This is a genomic window from Sphingomonas sp. P4_G2 (assembly GCF_056401155.1).
In genome coordinates, this window is the sequence record NZ_JBFUJY010000001.1 from 644,869 (window position 1) to 660,772 (window position 15,904).

General features: G+C 65.1%; 15 protein-coding genes. 7 read left to right on the forward strand and 8 right to left on the reverse strand.

Annotated features, from left to right (window positions below):
• Positions 1-4: 4 nt before the first annotated feature.
• From AC1DRD_RS02870 to AC1DRD_RS02890, 5 genes are all read right to left on the reverse strand, one after another.
• Entirely contained in the window at positions 5-940 is a 936-nt protein-coding gene (locus AC1DRD_RS02870) for a D-2-hydroxyacid dehydrogenase (RefSeq protein WP_478040183.1), read from the reverse strand.
• A gap of 4 nt (positions 941-944) precedes the next feature.
• Positions 945-1,406 carry a TM2 domain-containing protein gene (locus AC1DRD_RS02875; RefSeq protein WP_478040184.1) on the reverse strand — a complete coding sequence of 154 codons (462 nt, stop codon included), beginning with the start codon at positions 1,404-1,406 and terminating at the stop codon, positions 945-947.
• 56 nt (positions 1,407-1,462) lie between these two features.
• Positions 1,463-2,899: a cysteine--tRNA ligase gene (gene cysS, locus AC1DRD_RS02880; RefSeq protein WP_478040186.1), complete on the reverse strand. Its 1,437-nt coding sequence runs from the start codon at positions 2,897-2,899 to the stop codon at positions 1,463-1,465.
• Positions 2,900-3,072: 173 nt separating this feature from the next.
• Entirely contained in the window at positions 3,073-3,891 is an 819-nt protein-coding gene (locus AC1DRD_RS02885) for a hypothetical protein (RefSeq protein ID WP_478040187.1), read from the reverse strand.
• 153 nt (positions 3,892-4,044) lie between these two features.
• On the reverse strand, positions 4,045-4,707 hold the full coding sequence (locus tag AC1DRD_RS02890; protein ID WP_478040189.1) for a TetR/AcrR family transcriptional regulator: 663 nt from the start codon (positions 4,705-4,707) through the stop codon (positions 4,045-4,047).
• Between the two features lie 96 nt (positions 4,708-4,803).
• Here AC1DRD_RS02890 and AC1DRD_RS02895 point away from each other — a divergent pair, with 96 nt between their 5' ends.
• From AC1DRD_RS02895 to AC1DRD_RS02910, 4 genes are all read left to right on the forward strand, one after another.
• Complete coding sequence (locus AC1DRD_RS02895) at positions 4,804-5,973, forward strand: efflux RND transporter periplasmic adaptor subunit (RefSeq protein WP_478040190.1); 1,170 nt, start codon at positions 4,804-4,806, stop codon at positions 5,971-5,973.
• Positions 5,974-5,979: 6 nt separating this feature from the next.
• Positions 5,980-9,147, forward strand: a complete 3,168-nt coding sequence (locus AC1DRD_RS02900; protein ID WP_478040192.1) for an efflux RND transporter permease subunit — start codon at positions 5,980-5,982, stop codon at positions 9,145-9,147.
• A gap of 3 nt (positions 9,148-9,150) precedes the next feature.
• Positions 9,151-10,578, forward strand: coding sequence for an efflux transporter outer membrane subunit (locus AC1DRD_RS02905; RefSeq protein ID WP_478040194.1), 1,428 nt, complete (start codon positions 9,151-9,153; stop codon positions 10,576-10,578).
• A 72-nt stretch (positions 10,579-10,650) separates the two neighbouring features.
• Entirely contained in the window at positions 10,651-10,917 is a 267-nt protein-coding gene (locus AC1DRD_RS02910; RefSeq protein ID WP_066807197.1) for a hypothetical protein, read from the forward strand.
• 98 nt (positions 10,918-11,015) lie between these two features.
• Here AC1DRD_RS02910 and AC1DRD_RS02915 read toward each other — a convergent pair whose 3' ends face one another.
• From AC1DRD_RS02915 to AC1DRD_RS02925, 3 genes are all read right to left on the reverse strand, one after another.
• The gene (locus AC1DRD_RS02915) at positions 11,016-11,936 is read right to left on the reverse strand and encodes a peptidase associated/transthyretin-like domain-containing protein (RefSeq protein WP_478040195.1); all 921 of its coding nucleotides are present in this window, start codon (positions 11,934-11,936) and stop codon (positions 11,016-11,018) included.
• A gap of 87 nt (positions 11,937-12,023) precedes the next feature.
• Entirely contained in the window at positions 12,024-13,325 is a 1,302-nt protein-coding gene (locus AC1DRD_RS02920; RefSeq protein WP_478040197.1) for a sensor histidine kinase, read from the reverse strand.
• On the reverse strand, positions 13,309-14,046 hold the full coding sequence (locus AC1DRD_RS02925) for a response regulator (RefSeq protein WP_478040199.1): 738 nt from the start codon (positions 14,044-14,046) through the stop codon (positions 13,309-13,311). Before AC1DRD_RS02925 ends, AC1DRD_RS02920 begins: the two co-directional genes overlap by 17 nt.
• Before the next feature lie 195 nt (positions 14,047-14,241).
• Here AC1DRD_RS02925 and rpsU point away from each other — a divergent pair, with 195 nt between their 5' ends.
• From rpsU to AC1DRD_RS02940, 3 genes are all read left to right on the forward strand, one after another.
• Positions 14,242-14,448, forward strand: a complete 207-nt coding sequence (gene rpsU, locus AC1DRD_RS02930; RefSeq protein WP_056428702.1) for a 30S ribosomal protein S21 — start codon at positions 14,242-14,244, stop codon at positions 14,446-14,448.
• 112 nt (positions 14,449-14,560) lie between these two features.
• Positions 14,561-15,205 carry an FKBP-type peptidyl-prolyl cis-trans isomerase gene (locus AC1DRD_RS02935; protein ID WP_478040201.1) on the forward strand — a complete coding sequence of 215 codons (645 nt, stop codon included), beginning with the start codon at positions 14,561-14,563 and terminating at the stop codon, positions 15,203-15,205.
• A gap of 11 nt (positions 15,206-15,216) precedes the next feature.
• Positions 15,217-15,894 (forward strand): FKBP-type peptidyl-prolyl cis-trans isomerase, encoded by a 678-nt coding sequence (locus AC1DRD_RS02940; protein ID WP_478040203.1) that lies wholly within the window; start codon positions 15,217-15,219, stop codon positions 15,892-15,894.
• The last annotated feature ends 10 nt before the right edge of the window (positions 15,895-15,904 follow it).

The window sequence follows — 15,904 nt, forward strand, 5'->3', positions numbered from 1 at the left end:
ACGCTCAATACCCCAGCACCAGATCGACCACGTTCTCCATCGGCCGACCGTTCACGAACGCGTCGAGGTTACGCAGGAACAAAGCGGCGGCGCGCGGGAACATCTTGGTCTGGCTGCGGCCCGACAGATGCATCGTAACCATGCAATTGGGCGCCGACCACAAGGGATGATCGGCGGGCAGCGGCTCGGGATGCGTGGGATCAAGGAACGCGCCGGCGATTTTGCGTCCGTGAAGTGCGGCGAGCAGTGCCTCCTCGTCGATCATGTCGCCGCGCGCGATATTGATCAGCCAGGCCGACGGCTTCATTCGCGCGAGTTCGGGGGGGGCGACCATCGCCTTGGTCTCGTCGGTCGATGGCGCGGCGAGGATCACCCAGTCGAAGTCGCCGAGCCTCTCCTGCCATTGGTCGGGCGTCAGCGTGCCGTCGCGGCCGGATCGGGTGACGCCGGTGACCTCGACGCCGAACGCCTCCAGCCGCGTCGCGATCAATTTGCCGATCGCGCCCATGCCGACGATCAGCGCGCGGGTATCAAACAACTCGACCTTGCCCGGGGCGTCCTTCGGCCATTCGTGGCGATCATGTGCACGGACCACCTCGTCGAAGCGCTTGGCGGCGATGAGCACGCCCATTACGGCATATTCGGCGACCGTGATGGCGTTGATCCCGACGCCGTTGGTCAGCATCGTGCCGCGCTCTCGCATCAGGTCGAGCGGGAAAGCGTCGAGCCCGGCATAGATGGTCGATACCCATTTGAGCCGCTCGCCATGGCGGATCGCTTCCGCGGTCAGGCTGGTCGGCTGCATGTCGGCCCAGGCGATGTCAGCATCGGCGATCATCGCATTGGCCTCGGCCGGTGATGCGAACCACGCAACGTCCAGCCCGGCCGGCAAGTGCGGCTCGAGCAGCGGGCGCGCCAGCGCGGGCAAAAGGGCCTTCACGCCATCAGAACCAAGACTGATTGCCCTGGACGTACTTGCGTTGAAACTCGGCATCGTCAGTCACGAGATAGATGATGAATTCGATGAACGCGATCAGCCCCATGATCATCGGCGGGATGAACAGCAAGATGCAGCCGACGGTCGACAGCAGGAGCATCGTCACCCCGGCGCCGGTCTTGTTGAGATAGAATTTGTGCGCGCCGAACATGCCGAGGAAGAAAGCGAGCAAGGCGGCGGCGATCTTGTCCTTGTGCCCTGGCGTACCGGCCGCGCCGGCCGCGGCGCCCTGCAGCACATAGATATTCCCAGCATTGCCCATATTGGCTTCGAAATCGACCAATTGCCCGCGCGCGGGCCAATAGGTTTCGCGCCAATCTGGCCGGGTAAAGGTGTAGCGCTGACCGTCGTCGCCGGAGATCTGTCCCTGGCTGGCCGTATTATCCCATCCCAATACGCGTCCGTGCATTTCACTCCCCCTATTCTATCCTTCGGCGCCAGAGCTTAGCCACCTGGCGCGGGCTTTCAAGCGAGCGTCGGTCGCCAGTCCCAGCCGAGCGGGTCGCCGTCCATCACCTCGACCCCGCGAGCGGCGAGCTCGTCGCGAATCGCGTCGGAGCGGGCGAAGTCCTTGGCCGCGCGCGCGTCGCGGCGTTCGGCGAGCCGCGCGGCGATGTCGGCCTCGGTCACGGTTGCGGTGGCTGGTCGCACGCGCAGGTCTTCGCGCCTGAGGCCGGCAAGATCGAGCCCCAGTACCGCATCGAAATCGGCGAGCGCGGCGAGGCGATCGACGGGCGCAACTTTCTTGTCGCCGAGCAATTCGTCGAGCACGACCAGCGCCTTGGGCGTGTTGAGGTCGTCCGACACTGCCTCGTCGAGCCGCTCGCGATAGGCTAGCGCCGACCCCGCCGAGGGCGCGGGCGGGCGGTCGCGGAGCTGGCCGACGGTGATCGCCAGCCGCTTGAGCCGGGTGAGTGCCGCGGCGAGATTCTCCTCGCTGAACTCGAGTTCGGAGCGGTAATGCGCCGACAGGCACATCAGGCGATAGGCGAGCGGATGGACGCCGGCGTCGATCAGCTTTTGCAGCGTGCGGAAGTCGCCCGACGACTTGGACATCTTGCCGGCGCGCTCGACCAGGAAATTGTTGTGCATCCACCAGCGCGCGCCGGTGTCGTCACAATCGCAATAGGCCTGGTTCTGCGCAATCTCGTTGGGATGGTGGATCTCGCGATGGTCGATCCCGCCGGTGTGGATGTCGAATGGCGAGCCGAGATATTTCTCGCTCATCACCGAACATTCGAGATGCCAGCCCGGTGCGCCGCGGCCCCAGGGCGAATCCCATTCCATCTGGCGGTTCTCGCCCGGCGCCGACGCGCGCCAGATCGCGAAGTCCTGCGGGTGGCGCTTGCCCTCGACCGTTTCGATCCGACCCTCTCGGACATCGTCCTGCGCGCCGGCAAGTCGGCCATAATCGGGCACCGTCGAGACGTCGAAATAGAGGCCGCTATCGAGCTGATAGCAATGTTTGGGGGCGATCTTCTCGCCGTACGCGATCATCTCCTGGATGTGGTCGGTGGCGACCGACCAGCGCGACGGCTCGCGGATGTTGAGGTCCTTGAGGTTCTGCTTGAACGCCGCGGTGTAATGCGCGGCGATATCCCAGATGCTCGTCGCGTTCTTGCGTGCCGCGGCTTCCATCTTGTCGTCGCCGGCATCGGCATCACTGGTCAGATGCCCGACATCGGTGATGTTGATGACGTGCGTCAGGGGGAAACCCTTCCACGTCAGCACGCGGCTTAGCGTGTCGGTGAACACATAAGCGCGCAGATTGCCGATATGGGCGTAATTATAGACCGTCGGCCCGCACGAATAGACGCGCACGTTCGCGGGATCGATCGGCTCGAAACGCTCGAGCGAGCGCGACAGGCTGTTGTAGAGCGTGAGCGGGGCGCCATGCGACATGCGCGGGGCTTAGCGGCGCGGGCAGAGGGCCGCAACCGGAGGGGCGTGGCACTGAGGGAAGTCCAACGGCCGCCGAGACCTCCCTCTCCAGAAACCGGTTGGCCATGGGGTGCTCAAACCGCGCGCCATGGCCAACCGACTGCCTAGCATGCCAACAGCGTCCGTCGAGGCGCCTACATCGGGTGCGTCGGCGCTGGCGTGCCATCGGACCAGGTGCAGGCTCCCAGCAGGAGGACCGACAAAGGCGGGAGAGCATCGGTTTCGGCCGCGTGATCCGGCGTCGCGAACCAATAATTGCCGCCGAAGATCGGCGATCCAGCCGCGTTGGCGCCCCAATTGTTGCCATCCTTGAACGGGATGAAGAACATGACGTGCGGCATGTCGTGATCTCCCTCATCGGACAGGTAAGAGGATTTCGACATCATGTACGACATCGCGCCCGGCGCCAGCGGCGGAATCTCCTTGGTGCGTAGCGCGGTCTTGATGCGCTCCATGATCTCCGCATCGGTCCGGCCGGCAAGCGTCATGGCGGTGCGCAGTTTGGCGAGCGGCGCCATCGACTGCGCCGCCTGCGGGTTCTGGCATTCGGCGGCGCGGATCTTCGGGTTCCACCGTTCGGGCCAATCCGGCGCGCCGCTGAAACCGCGGGACACCATGCAGACAAAGCCGTTGCTGCCCGCGACGGCGGTTTCATAACCGGTGCGGGTCAGGACCAGAATGGTCGCATCCTTGGAAATCGGCTCAGGCGCGGCGCTTCTCGCCAGCGCGATTTCCTGGCCGCGGTCCATCAGATAGGCGCCGACAGGGGCCATGCGCGGATAGGATGCGGTCTGGTCCGCGGCGGTGCCGGCCGATACGGCGAACAAGGCCGGCGCGGTGACTATCAGCCTGGCCGCGAGCCTGGCCAGCGATCTCGTCGTCCTTTTCCAGGCCGCACTGAAGGAGCCGCTTGCATTGTCGCCGGCGCTTTTCGGGAACCTCATTGCACGCATCGTCCTGCCTCCTCGTTGACGCCGTCTCTTGAGGAGCGGCATTCGAACGACGAGCGAAGGAGTCGAAAATCGACATCTGCGTTGAAATTTTTTTCGCGGACGAAGCGTGCACAGGAATCTTGATATTACTCCGCCGACCGGACGGGGAGGTTGCTAAACCGACGGGTGCGGCCAGCTTTCCGATTCGCGGATCAGCTCGAGTTCGCGGCTGACGATCGATTGCAGCCGTTCGCACAGCGGAAGATAGTCGCGCCCGCGCAGCGCCTCCATTACGATCGACTGGCACAGCCCGCCGCCCAACGTCAGGATCAGATCGGCCAGTTCCGCGCGCGCGGCCTCACGGTCGGCGCCCGGTGCCCATGCCGTCAACGCCGCCACCAGCGCGCTCTTCACGCTCGCGCTGATGTCTTCCTGCAGCCGCGCGACGCGGGGATTGCGCGACGATTCGGCCATGATTTCGGGCATCAGCCGATAGCCTTCGACGTCCTCGTCATAAGTCACGAAGGCCAGAATCCACTGGCGGATCGCCGCCATGTCGCCGGCATCGATCGCGCGTTGCAGCGTGGCTTCGTCGAGGAATTGCGAGAGGTCGCGAAAGGCGATCGCGGCGATGATATCCTCTTTCGAGGAGAAATCGCGATAGATCTGGCCGACCTTGATTCCCGAGGCGACGGCGATCTGGGCCACGCCCGTTCCGTGGAATCCATTCTGGATGAAGAGGCGGCGCGACGTGTCGAGAATGTGCTGTCGGCGCTCCGCCGCCCGTCCGGCGGGGAGGGTTGGCAACAGCCCCCAACAGTCTAACATCGTCGACATTCCTCAATCCTTGGCTTGACTTGTATCAGTTGTTCGCAGTAGCAGCATTTCTGTGAGTGAGCGTTCACTCACATATCATAGCCCGGCGAGATTAGCATGTCATTTCTTCGTAACGCGCTTCCCGCGCTTGCTCTCGTGTCGCTTGCCGCCTGCGGGCAGGGCGGGCAACAGCCGCCGGGCCCAGGCGCGCCGCCGGTCGGATATGTGATCGTGAAAGAGCAGCCGGTGACGCTGACCACCGAGCTCCCCGGCCGTACCACGGCCTATGAAACCTCGGACGTACGGCCGCAGGTCAACGGAATCATCCTCGCCCGGTTGTTCCAGGAAGGCGACATGGTCGCCAAGGGCCAGGCGCTCTACCGGATCGATCCCGCGCCCTATCAGGCGCAAGTGGCGAATGCGCGGGCAGCGCTGGCCAAGGCGCAGGCGGCGATCGCGTCGAGCGCGGCGCTCGCGCGTCGTTATGGCGAGCTCGTCAAGATCAATGCGATTTCACGCCAGGATTACGAGAATGCGCTGACCAGTGCCGAACAGGCGCGCGCCGATGTCGCCGCCCAGCAGGCCGCGCTGCGCAGCGCCACGATCGATCTTGGCCGCACCACCATTCGCGCGCCGATCAGCGGGCGGATCGGCCGATCGGTCTACACCATTGGTGCGCTGGTCACCGCGTCGCAGGCGAATGCGCTGACCACGATCCAGCGGCTCGATCCAATGTATGTCGACATCCAGCAATCGAGCTCCGACCTGCTCAAGCTCAGGCAGCAGATCCTGTCGGGCCAGGTGGCGAGCGAAGGACTGGCGCGCGTCAAATTGAAGCTGGAGGACGGGTCGACCTACGGACCCGAAGGCACGCTGCGGTTCGCCGACGTGACGGTCGATCCCAATACGGGGTCGCAGACGATCCGCGCGCAATTCGCCAATCCCAACGGGCTGTTGCAGCCGGGCATGTATGCCCGCGCGCAACTGGCGCAGGGAACGCAGCTTCAGGGCATGCTGGTGCCGCAGCGCGGGGTCGGCCGTGACGAGCGCGGCAACGCGACCGCGCTGGTCGTTGGTCAGGGCAACAAGGTCGAGCCGCGCGTGATCAAGACTGAACGCGTCGTCGGCGATGCCTGGCTGGTCACCAGCGGACTCAAACCCGGCGACAAGGTGATCGTCGAAGGCGCGATGATGCTGCGCCCCGGCATGCCGGTCACGCCGCAGCCATGGAATCCAAACGCCAAGCCCGCTGCGCCGCAGCAGCCGGGCCAGGCTCAGGCGAAGTAACCGTCCATGTCACGTTTCTTCATCGACCGGCCGATCTTCGCCTGGGTGATCGCGATCGTCCTGATGCTGGCCGGCGTCATCGCGATCCGCTCATTGCCGATCGCGCAATTTCCGAGCATCGCGCCGCCCTCGATCTCGATCACCGCGACCTATCCGGGTGCGGACGCGCAGACGCTCGAGAATACGACGACCCAGATCATCGAGCAGCAGATGAAGGGGTTGGACCACCTTCGCTACTTCTCGTCCTCGTCCTCGTCGGCCGGCACCGTGACCATCACGCTGACCTTCGAACAGGGTACCAACCCGGACATCGCGCAGGTCCAGGTCCAGAACAAGCTGCAGGCGGCAACGCCGCTCCTTCCGCAGGAAGTTCAGCAGCAGGGCATCCAGGTCGCTAAGGCGACCCAGAATTTCCTGATGTTCATCGGTCTCTATTCGGAAAATGGCGCGCATGACGGCAAGGACCTTGCCGATATCGTCGCCTCGAAGGTGCAGGATCCGCTCAGCCGGGTTAACGGCGTCGGCGATACGCAATTGTTCGGCTCGCAATATGCGATGCGCATCTGGGTCGATCCGCTCAAGCTCAACAATTACGCGCTGACGATGACCGACGTGATGACCGCGGTCCGCGCGCAGAACGCGCAGGTCTCGGCCGGTCAGGTCGGCGGGTTGCCGGCGCCCAAGGAGCAGATGCTCAACGCGACCGTTTCGGTGCAGTCGCGCCTGAACACGCCCGAGCAATTCGCGCAGATCCGGCTGAAGAGCGGCGCCGATGGCTCGGTGGTGCGGCTGGGCGACGTCGCGCGGGTCGAACTGGGCGCGGAGAATTACGGCTTCAACGCGGAATATAACGGCAAGCCGGCGACCGGTATCGGCATCAAGCTGGCGCCGGGCGCCAATGCGCTGAGCACGGTGACCGCCGTCAAAGAGCAGGTCGATGCCGTCGCCAAGCAATTCCCGTCCGACGTAAAGGTCATCTACCCCTATGACACCACGCCGTTCGTGCGTCTGTCGGTGGAGCATGTCGTCGAGACGCTGATCGAGGCGGTCGTCCTCGTCTTCCTGGTGATGTTCCTGTTCCTCCAGAACTTCCGTGCCACATTGATCCCGACGATCGCCGTTCCGGTGGTGCTGCTGGGTACGTTCGGGGTGATGGCGCTGACCGGGTTCAGCATCAACACGCTGACCCTGTTTGGCATGGTGCTGGCGATCGGCCTGTTGGTCGACGACGCGATCGTCGTGGTCGAGAATGTCGAACGCCTGATCACCACCGAGGGATTGAGTCCCAAGGACGCCGCGCGCAAGTCGATGGATGAGATCAGCAGCGCGCTGGTCGGGATCGGCCTGGTCCTGTCGGCGGTGTTCCTGCCGATGGCGTTCTTTGGCGGATCGACCGGCGTGATCTATCGCCAATTCTCGCTCACGATCGTGTCGGCGATGGCGCTGTCAGTGATGGTCGCGTTGATCCTGACGCCCGCTTTGTGCGCCACCATTTTGAAGCCGCATGATCCGAACAAGGAAAAGGGCAATGGCCTGCTGGCGCGCTTCTTCCGTTGGTTCAACGACAAGTTCGAACGTGGCCAGGTCCGATACGAAAAAGGTGTGCGGTCGACCGCGCGCAGCTGGAAGCGCTCGATCCTGATCTACGCCTTGGTCGTAATCGGCATGGGGCTGCTGTTCTGGCGCTTGCCGACCGGCTTCCTGCCCGATGAAGATCAGGGTTATGTCATTGCCATTGTCCAGGGGCCGTCGGGTGCCACCGCCAGCCGCACCGCCAAGGGGCTGGATCTTGTCCGGGATCATTTCCTGCAGGAGGAGAAGGCGAACGTCGACGGCGTCTTCACTGTCAATGGATTCAGCTTCGCGGGCGCCGGCCAGAATAGCGGCATCGCCTGGATTCCGCTCAAGCCCTGGTCGGAACGCAAGGGCGGTCAGAACAGCGCGGCGGCTATCTCCGGCCGGGCGATGGGGACCTTTTCTCAGTATAACGACGGTCTGATCTTCGCGGTCGTGCCGCCCGCGGTCTCCGAACTCGGCAATGCGACCGGCTTTGATCTGCAATTGGTCGATACCGGCGCGATTGGACATGATCGGCTGATCCAGGCCCGCAACATGATGCTGGGCATGGCGTCTCAGGACAAAAGTCTGGTCGGCGTGCGGCCAAACTCGCTGGAGGACGCACCGCAGCTCAAGGTCGATATCGATCAGGACAAGGCGCGCGCGCTCGGGCTCGATCTCGGCGACGTGAACTCCACCATGGCCGCGGCGTGGGGCGGCTCTTATATCAACGACTTCATCGACCGCGGCCGCGTCAAGCGCGTCTACATTCAGGCCGACGAACCGTATCGGCTCAAACCCGATGATATCGGCAGCTTCTACGTGCGCTCGAGCAATGGTCAGATGGCGCCCTATACCGCTTTCTCGACGCTGAGCTGGGCGCAGGCCCCGGTGCAGCTGACTCGCTATAACGGCCAGCCGGCGATCGAAATCCAGGGGGCGCCCGCGCCAGGCGTGGCGTCCGGAGCCGCGATGAAGGCGATGGAGGATATCCACGCCAAACTCCCACCCGGCACCGCGCTCGAATGGACAGGCCTGTCCTATGAGGAGCGGTTGTCCGGCGGACAGGCGCCCGCGCTCTATGGGCTGTCGCTGCTGATCGTGTTCCTGTGCCTCGCCGCGCTCTACGAAAGCTGGTCGGTGCCGATCTCGGTCCTGCTGGTCGTCCCGCTCGGCGTTGTCGGCGCCTTGCTTGCTGCGACCATCACCGGGCTCAACAACGACATCTATCTTCAGGTCGGGCTGATCACGACGATCGGCGTGTCGGCGAAGAACGCGATCCTGATCGTCGAGTTCGCCGAGGAGAAGATGCGCGACGGGCTCAATGCGTTCGAGGCAGCGGTCGCGGCGGCCAAGCTGCGCCTGCGTCCGATCCTGATGACCAGCTTCGCCTTCATCTTCGGCGTGTTCCCGCTGGCGATCGCGGCGGGCGCGGGGGCGGGCGGGCAGCACGCCATCGGCCGCGCGGTCGTGGGCGGCATGCTGTCGGCCACCATCCTCGCCATCTTCTTCGTGCCGATGTTCTTCGTCGTGGTGCTGCGCCTGTTCGGCCGGCACGGCGAGCGCGATGCATCGACCGACCGTGATACCGATGCGGCCGCGCCGCAGGGAGCCTGATCCGTGACCGTTCGTCCCATCCTCGTCCTCCTGCTTGCCGGCAGTGCGCTGTCGGCCTGCAACCTCGCTCCTAAATATGTCCGGCCTTCGGGAGCTGTCCCGACCGCGCTGCCCGAAGGCGGTGTCTATCCGCGGGCCGCGACCGACGCGCCGGATGTGACCGCGATCGGCTGGCGCGACTTCTTCACCGACGACCGCCTGCGCCAGGTGATCCAGCTCGGCCTCGACAACAATCGTGACTTGCGGGTGGCCGCGGCCAACGTGCTCCAGGCGCGCGCGCAATATCGCGTCCAGCGTGCCGACATCCTGCCGAGCATCAGCGCCAACGGCTCGGCCACTTATACCAACAGCCTGGGCGCCGGGGCTGGCGGAGCAGGCGCGGGCGGCGGCGGTTCGTCGACCGACATCCAGTATTTCCAGGCCAATGTCGGCTTCTCCTCGTTCGAACTCGACCTGTTTGGGCGGCTGCGCAATCTGTCCAAGGCCGCGCTCGAACAATATTTCGCGACCGAGGAAGCGCAGCGCACGACGCGGATCAGCCTGATCTCGGAAATCGCCACGGCATGGCTGACGCTGGCGTCCGATCAGGAGCAATTGCGGCTGTCGCAGAGCACGCTCAAGACTTTCGAACAGACGCTCGAGCTGACGCGCGCGCAATTCCGCATCGGCGTCGCGTCCGAACTCGAATCGCGGCAGGCCGAGACCAATTACCAGGCGGCGCGCAATGATATCGCCACGCTCCAGACCAGGATCGCGCAGGATCAGAACGCGCTCAACCTGCTCGCCGGGACGACCGTCTCGGCCGATCTGTTGCCGGTGGCGCTCGGCGAAGGCCGCGTGACTCGCGACGCCTTGCCCGCCAACCTGTCGTCGGAGGTGCTGCTGCGGCGTCCGGACGTGCTCCAGGCCGAGCATCAGTTGATCGCGCAGAATGCCAATATCGGTGCGGCACGGGCGGCCTTTTTCCCGCGCATTTCGCTGACCGCGGCGCTGGGCACGATCAGCAGCGGGTTGACCGGACTGTTCGGGGCGGGGACCGGCACCTATAATGTTGCTCCATCGGTCGCGCTGCCGCTGTTCGACGCCGGCCGCAACAAGGGCAATCTCGATTATGCCAAGGCGTCGCAAAAGGCGGCCGTGGCGACGTACGAAAAGACCATTCAGACCGCTTTCCGCGAAGTCGCCGACGCGCTGGCGCAGCGTGGCACGATCGACGAGCAGGTTTCTGCCCAGACCGCGCGCGCCAATGCCGCGCAAGTGGCCGCCAAATTGTCCGACGCACGCTATCGCGCCGGCGTCGACAGCTTCCTGGTCGCGCTCGACGCGCAACGCACCGCTTACGCCGCGGAACAGCAATTGGTTACCACTCGCACGACCCGGTCGAGCAACCTGATCGAGTTATATCGGGCACTCGGCGGCGGCCTTCAGTGATCGATTAGATCGTCCGCTTGCCTTTTGACGCAATAAGCATAACCTCTTTCCAAAGATAAGGAGAGAGTGACGATGAAAGACGTCGAGTTTGTTGCTGGCGACAGCAGCGACAAGACCATGCTGATTCTGCAGAGTCTGCTGTGCGTATTGCGTGAAAAGAACCTGCTGACGCGCGCGGATATCGAGAATTTGTGCGACAAGGTGCAGGCAAGTGCCGCGGATCACGCGCAAAATCCGCTGCCATGCTGCGACGCGAGCGCGCTGGCAGCCGCGAACGAGATGGGCAAGATCGGCGATTATATCGGCCGGCGCTATGGCGGGAAGCACCGCCGGAATTGATTCGCGCCCCTAGCGCGCAATCACGGTAGCGGGGCACAGCGCCCTCCCGCGCCGTGCCCCGCCTCGCGCGGTGCGCCCCGGAGGCGTTGGGCGGTCTTCTACCGCGCGAGTCCGATGAGCGCCGTCGCGACATAGCCTGAGCTGGGCCCGCCGGTCAGCGCCGGAGTCTGCTGCGCGATCTGGCTGCTGCTATTGTCGCCGAAAACATTGTCCGACGACAGGCTGATACTGGCGAAGTTAGTCGCGCTCGACGGATAGGTCGTGGTGTCGGCATAGACCGAAGTGCACGCCGCCGTCGGCATCGCGAGCTGCGAGACGAGCGAGGCGTAATTGCCGCCGATCGCATTCGACAGCGACGAGAAGATCTCGAAATGGATGTGCGGCCAGCGCCCCGAATAACAGCCGGGGAAGATCAGCGTGAAGGTGACCTGACCGCTGCTGTCGGTAACCTGGACGCCGCGCTGATAGCTCTCCGCCGGTGCTGTGTAGAGCGAGTAATTGCCCTGGCGGTCGCAACACCAGATGTAGACGGCATAGCCGGCGAGCGCCGCGCACGCCGCGTTGACGTTGACCACGGTGAGCGCGAGCGTCAGCTGGACGCCGGTCGCGGTGGTGGTGCTCGAGCCGAGGAAGCTCGAGCGGATGTCGCTCCTGACGATGCCGCTCGAGGTCAGGACGTTGCTGGTCGACCCTGACGAAGTGTTGGTGCCGTCGGCCGGGTAGGGGCCGTTGGTTTCGGTCGGGTCGACGATGCAGCTGCCGCTGGCGGTCGCCGTCGCGGTCGGCGTCGGCGTGGGTGTCGCAGTGGCGGTCGCGGTCGGCGTCGGTGTGGGAGTGGACGTCGTGGTCGTCGTACTCGACGATCCGCTGCCTTCTCCGCAGGCGGCGACGATCCCCGCCATGCTGGCACCGGCGAACCATTTGAGCGCGCGGCGGCGCGCGACCAGTGCCTCCATCGCCTTCAGGTCTTCGGCCAGGCTGTGGCCATGATCGTGGTAATGGTCGTCGTGAGCGGGCATCGGTGAACTCCCCATAAGATTGGGCCCGGATGCGCTGCCCGCCTCGCCGCGATATGTCGCCGCGTCGCGGAATTGTTTCGGCGTGTTTCAGCGGTCGACGGGAAGCGTCACCGTGGCACGCGCGCCACCGTCGGCGCGATTGGCGAGCGTTGCATCGCCGCCATGCCGCCGTGCGATCGACCGTACGATGGCGAGGCCGAGCCCGCTGCCTCCGGTGGCGCGGTTGCGCGACGGGTCGCCGCGGACGAACGGCTCGAACAGCCATTCGGCCTGGCTCGGGTCGACGCCCGGCCCGCGATCGTCGATATGGATGATCGCCATATCGCCGATAATGCTCCAGTCGAGCGCAGCGCTGGTACCGTAGCGGGCGGCGTTGTCGATCAGATTGGCGAACAACCGCCGTAACGCGCTTGGGTCCCCGCGCACGACCGCGCGCGGGCCGGAAGCGACCGTCACCGGAACGCCGGCGACTGCCATGTCCTCGACCAGGCTGTCGAGCAGGCTGCCAAGATCGACCCGCGCATCGGCGCGCATATGCATCTCGTCGCGGGCATAGCCGATCGCGGCGGCGATCATCGCGCGCATTTCGTCGACGTCGCTTTCGGCGCGCGCGCGCGCATCGTCGGGCAATTGCTCGACCCAGAAAGCGAGTCGCGACAAGGGCGTGCCGAGGTCGTGGGCGATCGCCGCGAGCATCGCGGTGCGCCCTTCGGCGTGGCCGGCAAGCCGTGCGTGCATCGCCGTCAGCGCCTCGCCAAGCTGGGCCACTTCGCGTGGCGCCCGAGCGGGAAGTGCCGCCAGCGGAGCACCGGCGTGCGCTCGGGATGCCGCGGTGGCGAGCTCGCGCAGGGGCCGCGAGATGGCGCGCGCGATCAGCCAGCCCAACACCGACAGGCCGGCGAGCAGCCCCGCCATCGTCGCCAGCGTGACCCAATGCCAGCGGCTGAGGAATGACGGCGGCGGGGTGAGCGCAATCCGCCAGACGCCGTTCAGCCGCGCGCCCGCGACGAAGGGAGCGGATATGCCGTCGGGTGGGGCGTCGTGACCGGGATCACGATAGATCACTGCGTCGCTCTCCGGCACGCCGAGTTCCCGTGCGAGCTGATGCGAGAAGATCGGATCGCGCTGCTCGCGCGCATGCGGGCGCGGCGGTTCCTGGCTGGTCACGACGTTGAGCCGCCATTCGGCCATTGCGGCGGGCGCATTGCCGCCGCGCAGCAAGGCGGCGATCGAGGCAACGGGCTGAGGCGCCGGCCTGGCGGGCGGGCCGGAAAAAGTGACCGCGAACAGCGCGATCGTCGCGACCGCAACCGACGCCACGACCAGAGCGAGGATGGGGACGACGATCGATTGGCGCCTGGCGGACTCGAGGCTAACGGCGGTCGACATCGGCGCCGAACAGATAGCCTTCGTTGCGGACGGTGCGGATCAACTCGTCCTCGTTCGTGCGCGACAGCTTGCGGCGCAGACGGCTGATCTGGACGTCGATCGCCCGGTCGAAATGCTCGGCATTCACTCCGCGCGACAGATCGAGCAGCTGATCGCGGGTCAGCACGCGACGCGGGCGCTCGACAAAGGTCAGTAGCAGGCGGAACTCGCCATCGGACAGGTTGATCAACACATTCTCGGGATCGACCAGTTCGCGCGCCACTGGATCGAGCCGCCATCCCGCGAATCGGTAAAGCGTGCGCCCGTCGCGCGGCCGTATTTCGCCTCCTTGCGCCTTCCGCCGGAGCACCGAGCGCACGCGCGCCAGCAATTCACGCGGATTGGCTGGCTTGGCGAGATAGTCGTCCGCGCCCATTTCGAGACCGACGACGCGGTCGATGTCGGTGCCGACCACCGAGACGATGATCACCGGCGGCGCGGTCGCGGGGTCGAGGCTGCGCAGGATGGTAAGCCCGTCCTCTCCCGGCATCATCACGTCGAGCACGACCAGGCCATAATCGCCGGCGGCCATCGCCGCGCGCATTTCCGCGCCATTGCCCGCAGTGTCGACGACATAGCCGTGCCCCGACAGGAACGCGGCGGTCAGCTCGCGAATGCCGGGATCGTCGTCGACGATGAGAAGGCGGGTCTGCAAATCCACTCTGGGCGCGGTCAAAAGCATTCGTCTCGGGTGCCGGTGAAGCGTATCCGCCACATTGCATCGCTGCAACATTGGCGGATTGGCGGCGACCTGTGACGCAGAAGCAACAGCGCGATTGGCTTGCGTTTTGCCCGACCCACTGTTAGGAGCCGCGCCTTCACGCCCGGACTTTGTCTGCGGCGGCCATAATCATTTGATCTGGAGTTGACGGGTTTTATGCAAATCATCGTGCGCGATAACAATGTCGATCAGGCGCTTCGGGCTCTCAAGAAGAAGCTCCAGCGCGAAGGCGTGTATCGCGAGATGAAGCTGCGCCGCCATTACGAGAAGCCCAGCGAGAAGCGTGCGCGCGAGCGTGCCGCCGCCGTCCGCCGCGCGCGTAAGCTCGAGCGTAAGCGGATGGAGCGCGACGGGGCCAAGTAAGGCCTTTATCGTCGTGTTGCATGGGGGCTTGCGAGCCGCGGCCCCCGGACCTACCGAGAACAGCGTGTCCCGGCCGCGGTCGTACGCGGCCTTCCCGTCGAGGCTTGCTCCCATGTCCGTGACCGCCGTTCCCCTGCAGCCCGTCAAGCGCAGCTATATCTGGCTGCTGTGGATCGGCATTGCCGTCGCCGTAATCGGCGCGTTCCTGCTCGCGCGGCAGGGTGATGACCTGTTCACCAGATCGCAGCGCGGTTGGGGCGTCAAGACGACGTCGTCTGGCCTTAAATACGAAGTGCTCAAGGCCGGCACAGGCGCGTCTCCGACGGATACTGACGTCGCGCTGGTCCAGTATGAAGGCCGCCTGCGCAACGGCAAGGTCTTCGACAAGTCGCAACAGCCGATGCCGATGCCGGTCAAGGGCGTCGTTCCGGGTTTCAGCGAAGCGCTGAAGCTGATGCACAAGAATGAGAAGATCCGGGTGTGGATCCCCGCGAGCCTTGCTTATGGCGCGCAGGACCAGAAGGATCAGCAGGGCAATGTCGTGCTGCCGGCGAATTCGCCGTTGATGTTCGATATCGAACTCAAGGATTTCCTGCCGCAAGCGGTTGTCGAACAATATCAGCGGCAGATGCAGATGATGAACGGCGGCGGTGCCGGCGGCATGGGCGGTCCCGGTGGACCCGGCGGTGCGCCGGGTGGTGCCGGTGGTCCGCCCCCGGGCGGCGGCGAGAGCCTCGTCCCTCCTCCAGGACAGTGAAAAGATAAAACATGGCTGACACGATTGCTCCCAAGGCGCCCGCAAAGGCGCCGCTCGATCCGCGTGCGAAGCGCGTCCTATGGCTGGGCATCGTGCTCGCCGTGCTGGGCGCCGGCGCGTTGCTGTTCAGCATGTTCATGTGGTGGGGCGGCAGCGCGCGCGACTCGCTGTCGATGACGTTCAATTCCTGGGCGCCGGGGGTGAAGACCACCGCGTCGGGGCTGCAGTACAAGGTGCTGACCCCGGGCAAGGGCAAGAACCCGACCGACACGGACGTCGCGCTGGTCAATTACGAAGGCAAATTGCTCGACGGCACGACCTTCGACAAGTCGCAGCAGCCGACCCCGATGCCGATCAAGGGCGTCGTCCCGGGCTTCAGCGAAGCGCTCAAGCTGATGAGCAAGGGCGCGAAGTTCCGCGTCTGGATCCCGGCCAAGCTCGGTTATGGCGACAAGGGCGCGGGGCCGATCCCGGCCAATGCGACTTTGGTGTTCGACATCGAACTGATCGATTTCATCCCGCTTGCACAATATCAGCAGATCATGATGCAGCAGCAGCAGATGATGCAGAGCATGGGCGGTGCTGGCGGCGCGGGCGGTCCTTCGGGAGCCGGTGGTCCTCCGGGAGCTGGTGGCACGGTTCCGGGCGGCGAGCCCGCCCCGGCGCCTGCCGCGCCGACGGGCAAGTAGGCGACAGCGC

Excerpts from the sequence above, each read along its gene's own strand:
- AC1DRD_RS02940 (WP_478040203.1), top strand. The coding sequence starts at position 15,217 with ATGGCTGACACGATTGCTCCCAAGGCGCCCGCAAAGGCGCCGCTCGAT.
- AC1DRD_RS02925 (WP_478040199.1), bottom strand. The coding sequence starts at position 14,046 with ATGCTTTTGACCGCGCCCAGAGTGGATTTGCAGACCCGCCTTCTCATC.
- AC1DRD_RS02885 (WP_478040187.1), bottom strand. The coding sequence starts at position 3,891 with ATGCGTGCAATGAGGTTCCCGAAAAGCGCCGGCGACAATGCAAGCGGC.
- AC1DRD_RS02910 (WP_066807197.1), top strand. The coding sequence starts at position 10,651 with ATGAAAGACGTCGAGTTTGTTGCTGGCGACAGCAGCGACAAGACCATG.
- AC1DRD_RS02935 (WP_478040201.1), top strand. The coding sequence starts at position 14,561 with ATGTCCGTGACCGCCGTTCCCCTGCAGCCCGTCAAGCGCAGCTATATC.
- cysS (WP_478040186.1), bottom strand. The coding sequence starts at position 2,899 with ATGTCGCATGGCGCCCCGCTCACGCTCTACAACAGCCTGTCGCGCTCG.
- AC1DRD_RS02915 (WP_478040195.1), bottom strand. The coding sequence starts at position 11,936 with ATGCCCGCTCACGACGACCATTACCACGATCATGGCCACAGCCTGGCC.
- AC1DRD_RS02895 (WP_478040190.1), top strand. The coding sequence starts at position 4,804 with ATGTCATTTCTTCGTAACGCGCTTCCCGCGCTTGCTCTCGTGTCGCTT.
- AC1DRD_RS02900 (WP_478040192.1), top strand. The coding sequence starts at position 5,980 with ATGTCACGTTTCTTCATCGACCGGCCGATCTTCGCCTGGGTGATCGCG.
- rpsU (WP_056428702.1), top strand. The coding sequence starts at position 14,242 with ATGCAAATCATCGTGCGCGATAACAATGTCGATCAGGCGCTTCGGGCT.
- AC1DRD_RS02920 (WP_478040197.1), bottom strand. The coding sequence starts at position 13,325 with ATGTCGACCGCCGTTAGCCTCGAGTCCGCCAGGCGCCAATCGATCGTC.
- AC1DRD_RS02890 (WP_478040189.1), bottom strand. The coding sequence starts at position 4,707 with ATGTCGACGATGTTAGACTGTTGGGGGCTGTTGCCAACCCTCCCCGCC.
- AC1DRD_RS02875 (WP_478040184.1), bottom strand. The coding sequence starts at position 1,406 with ATGCACGGACGCGTATTGGGATGGGATAATACGGCCAGCCAGGGACAG.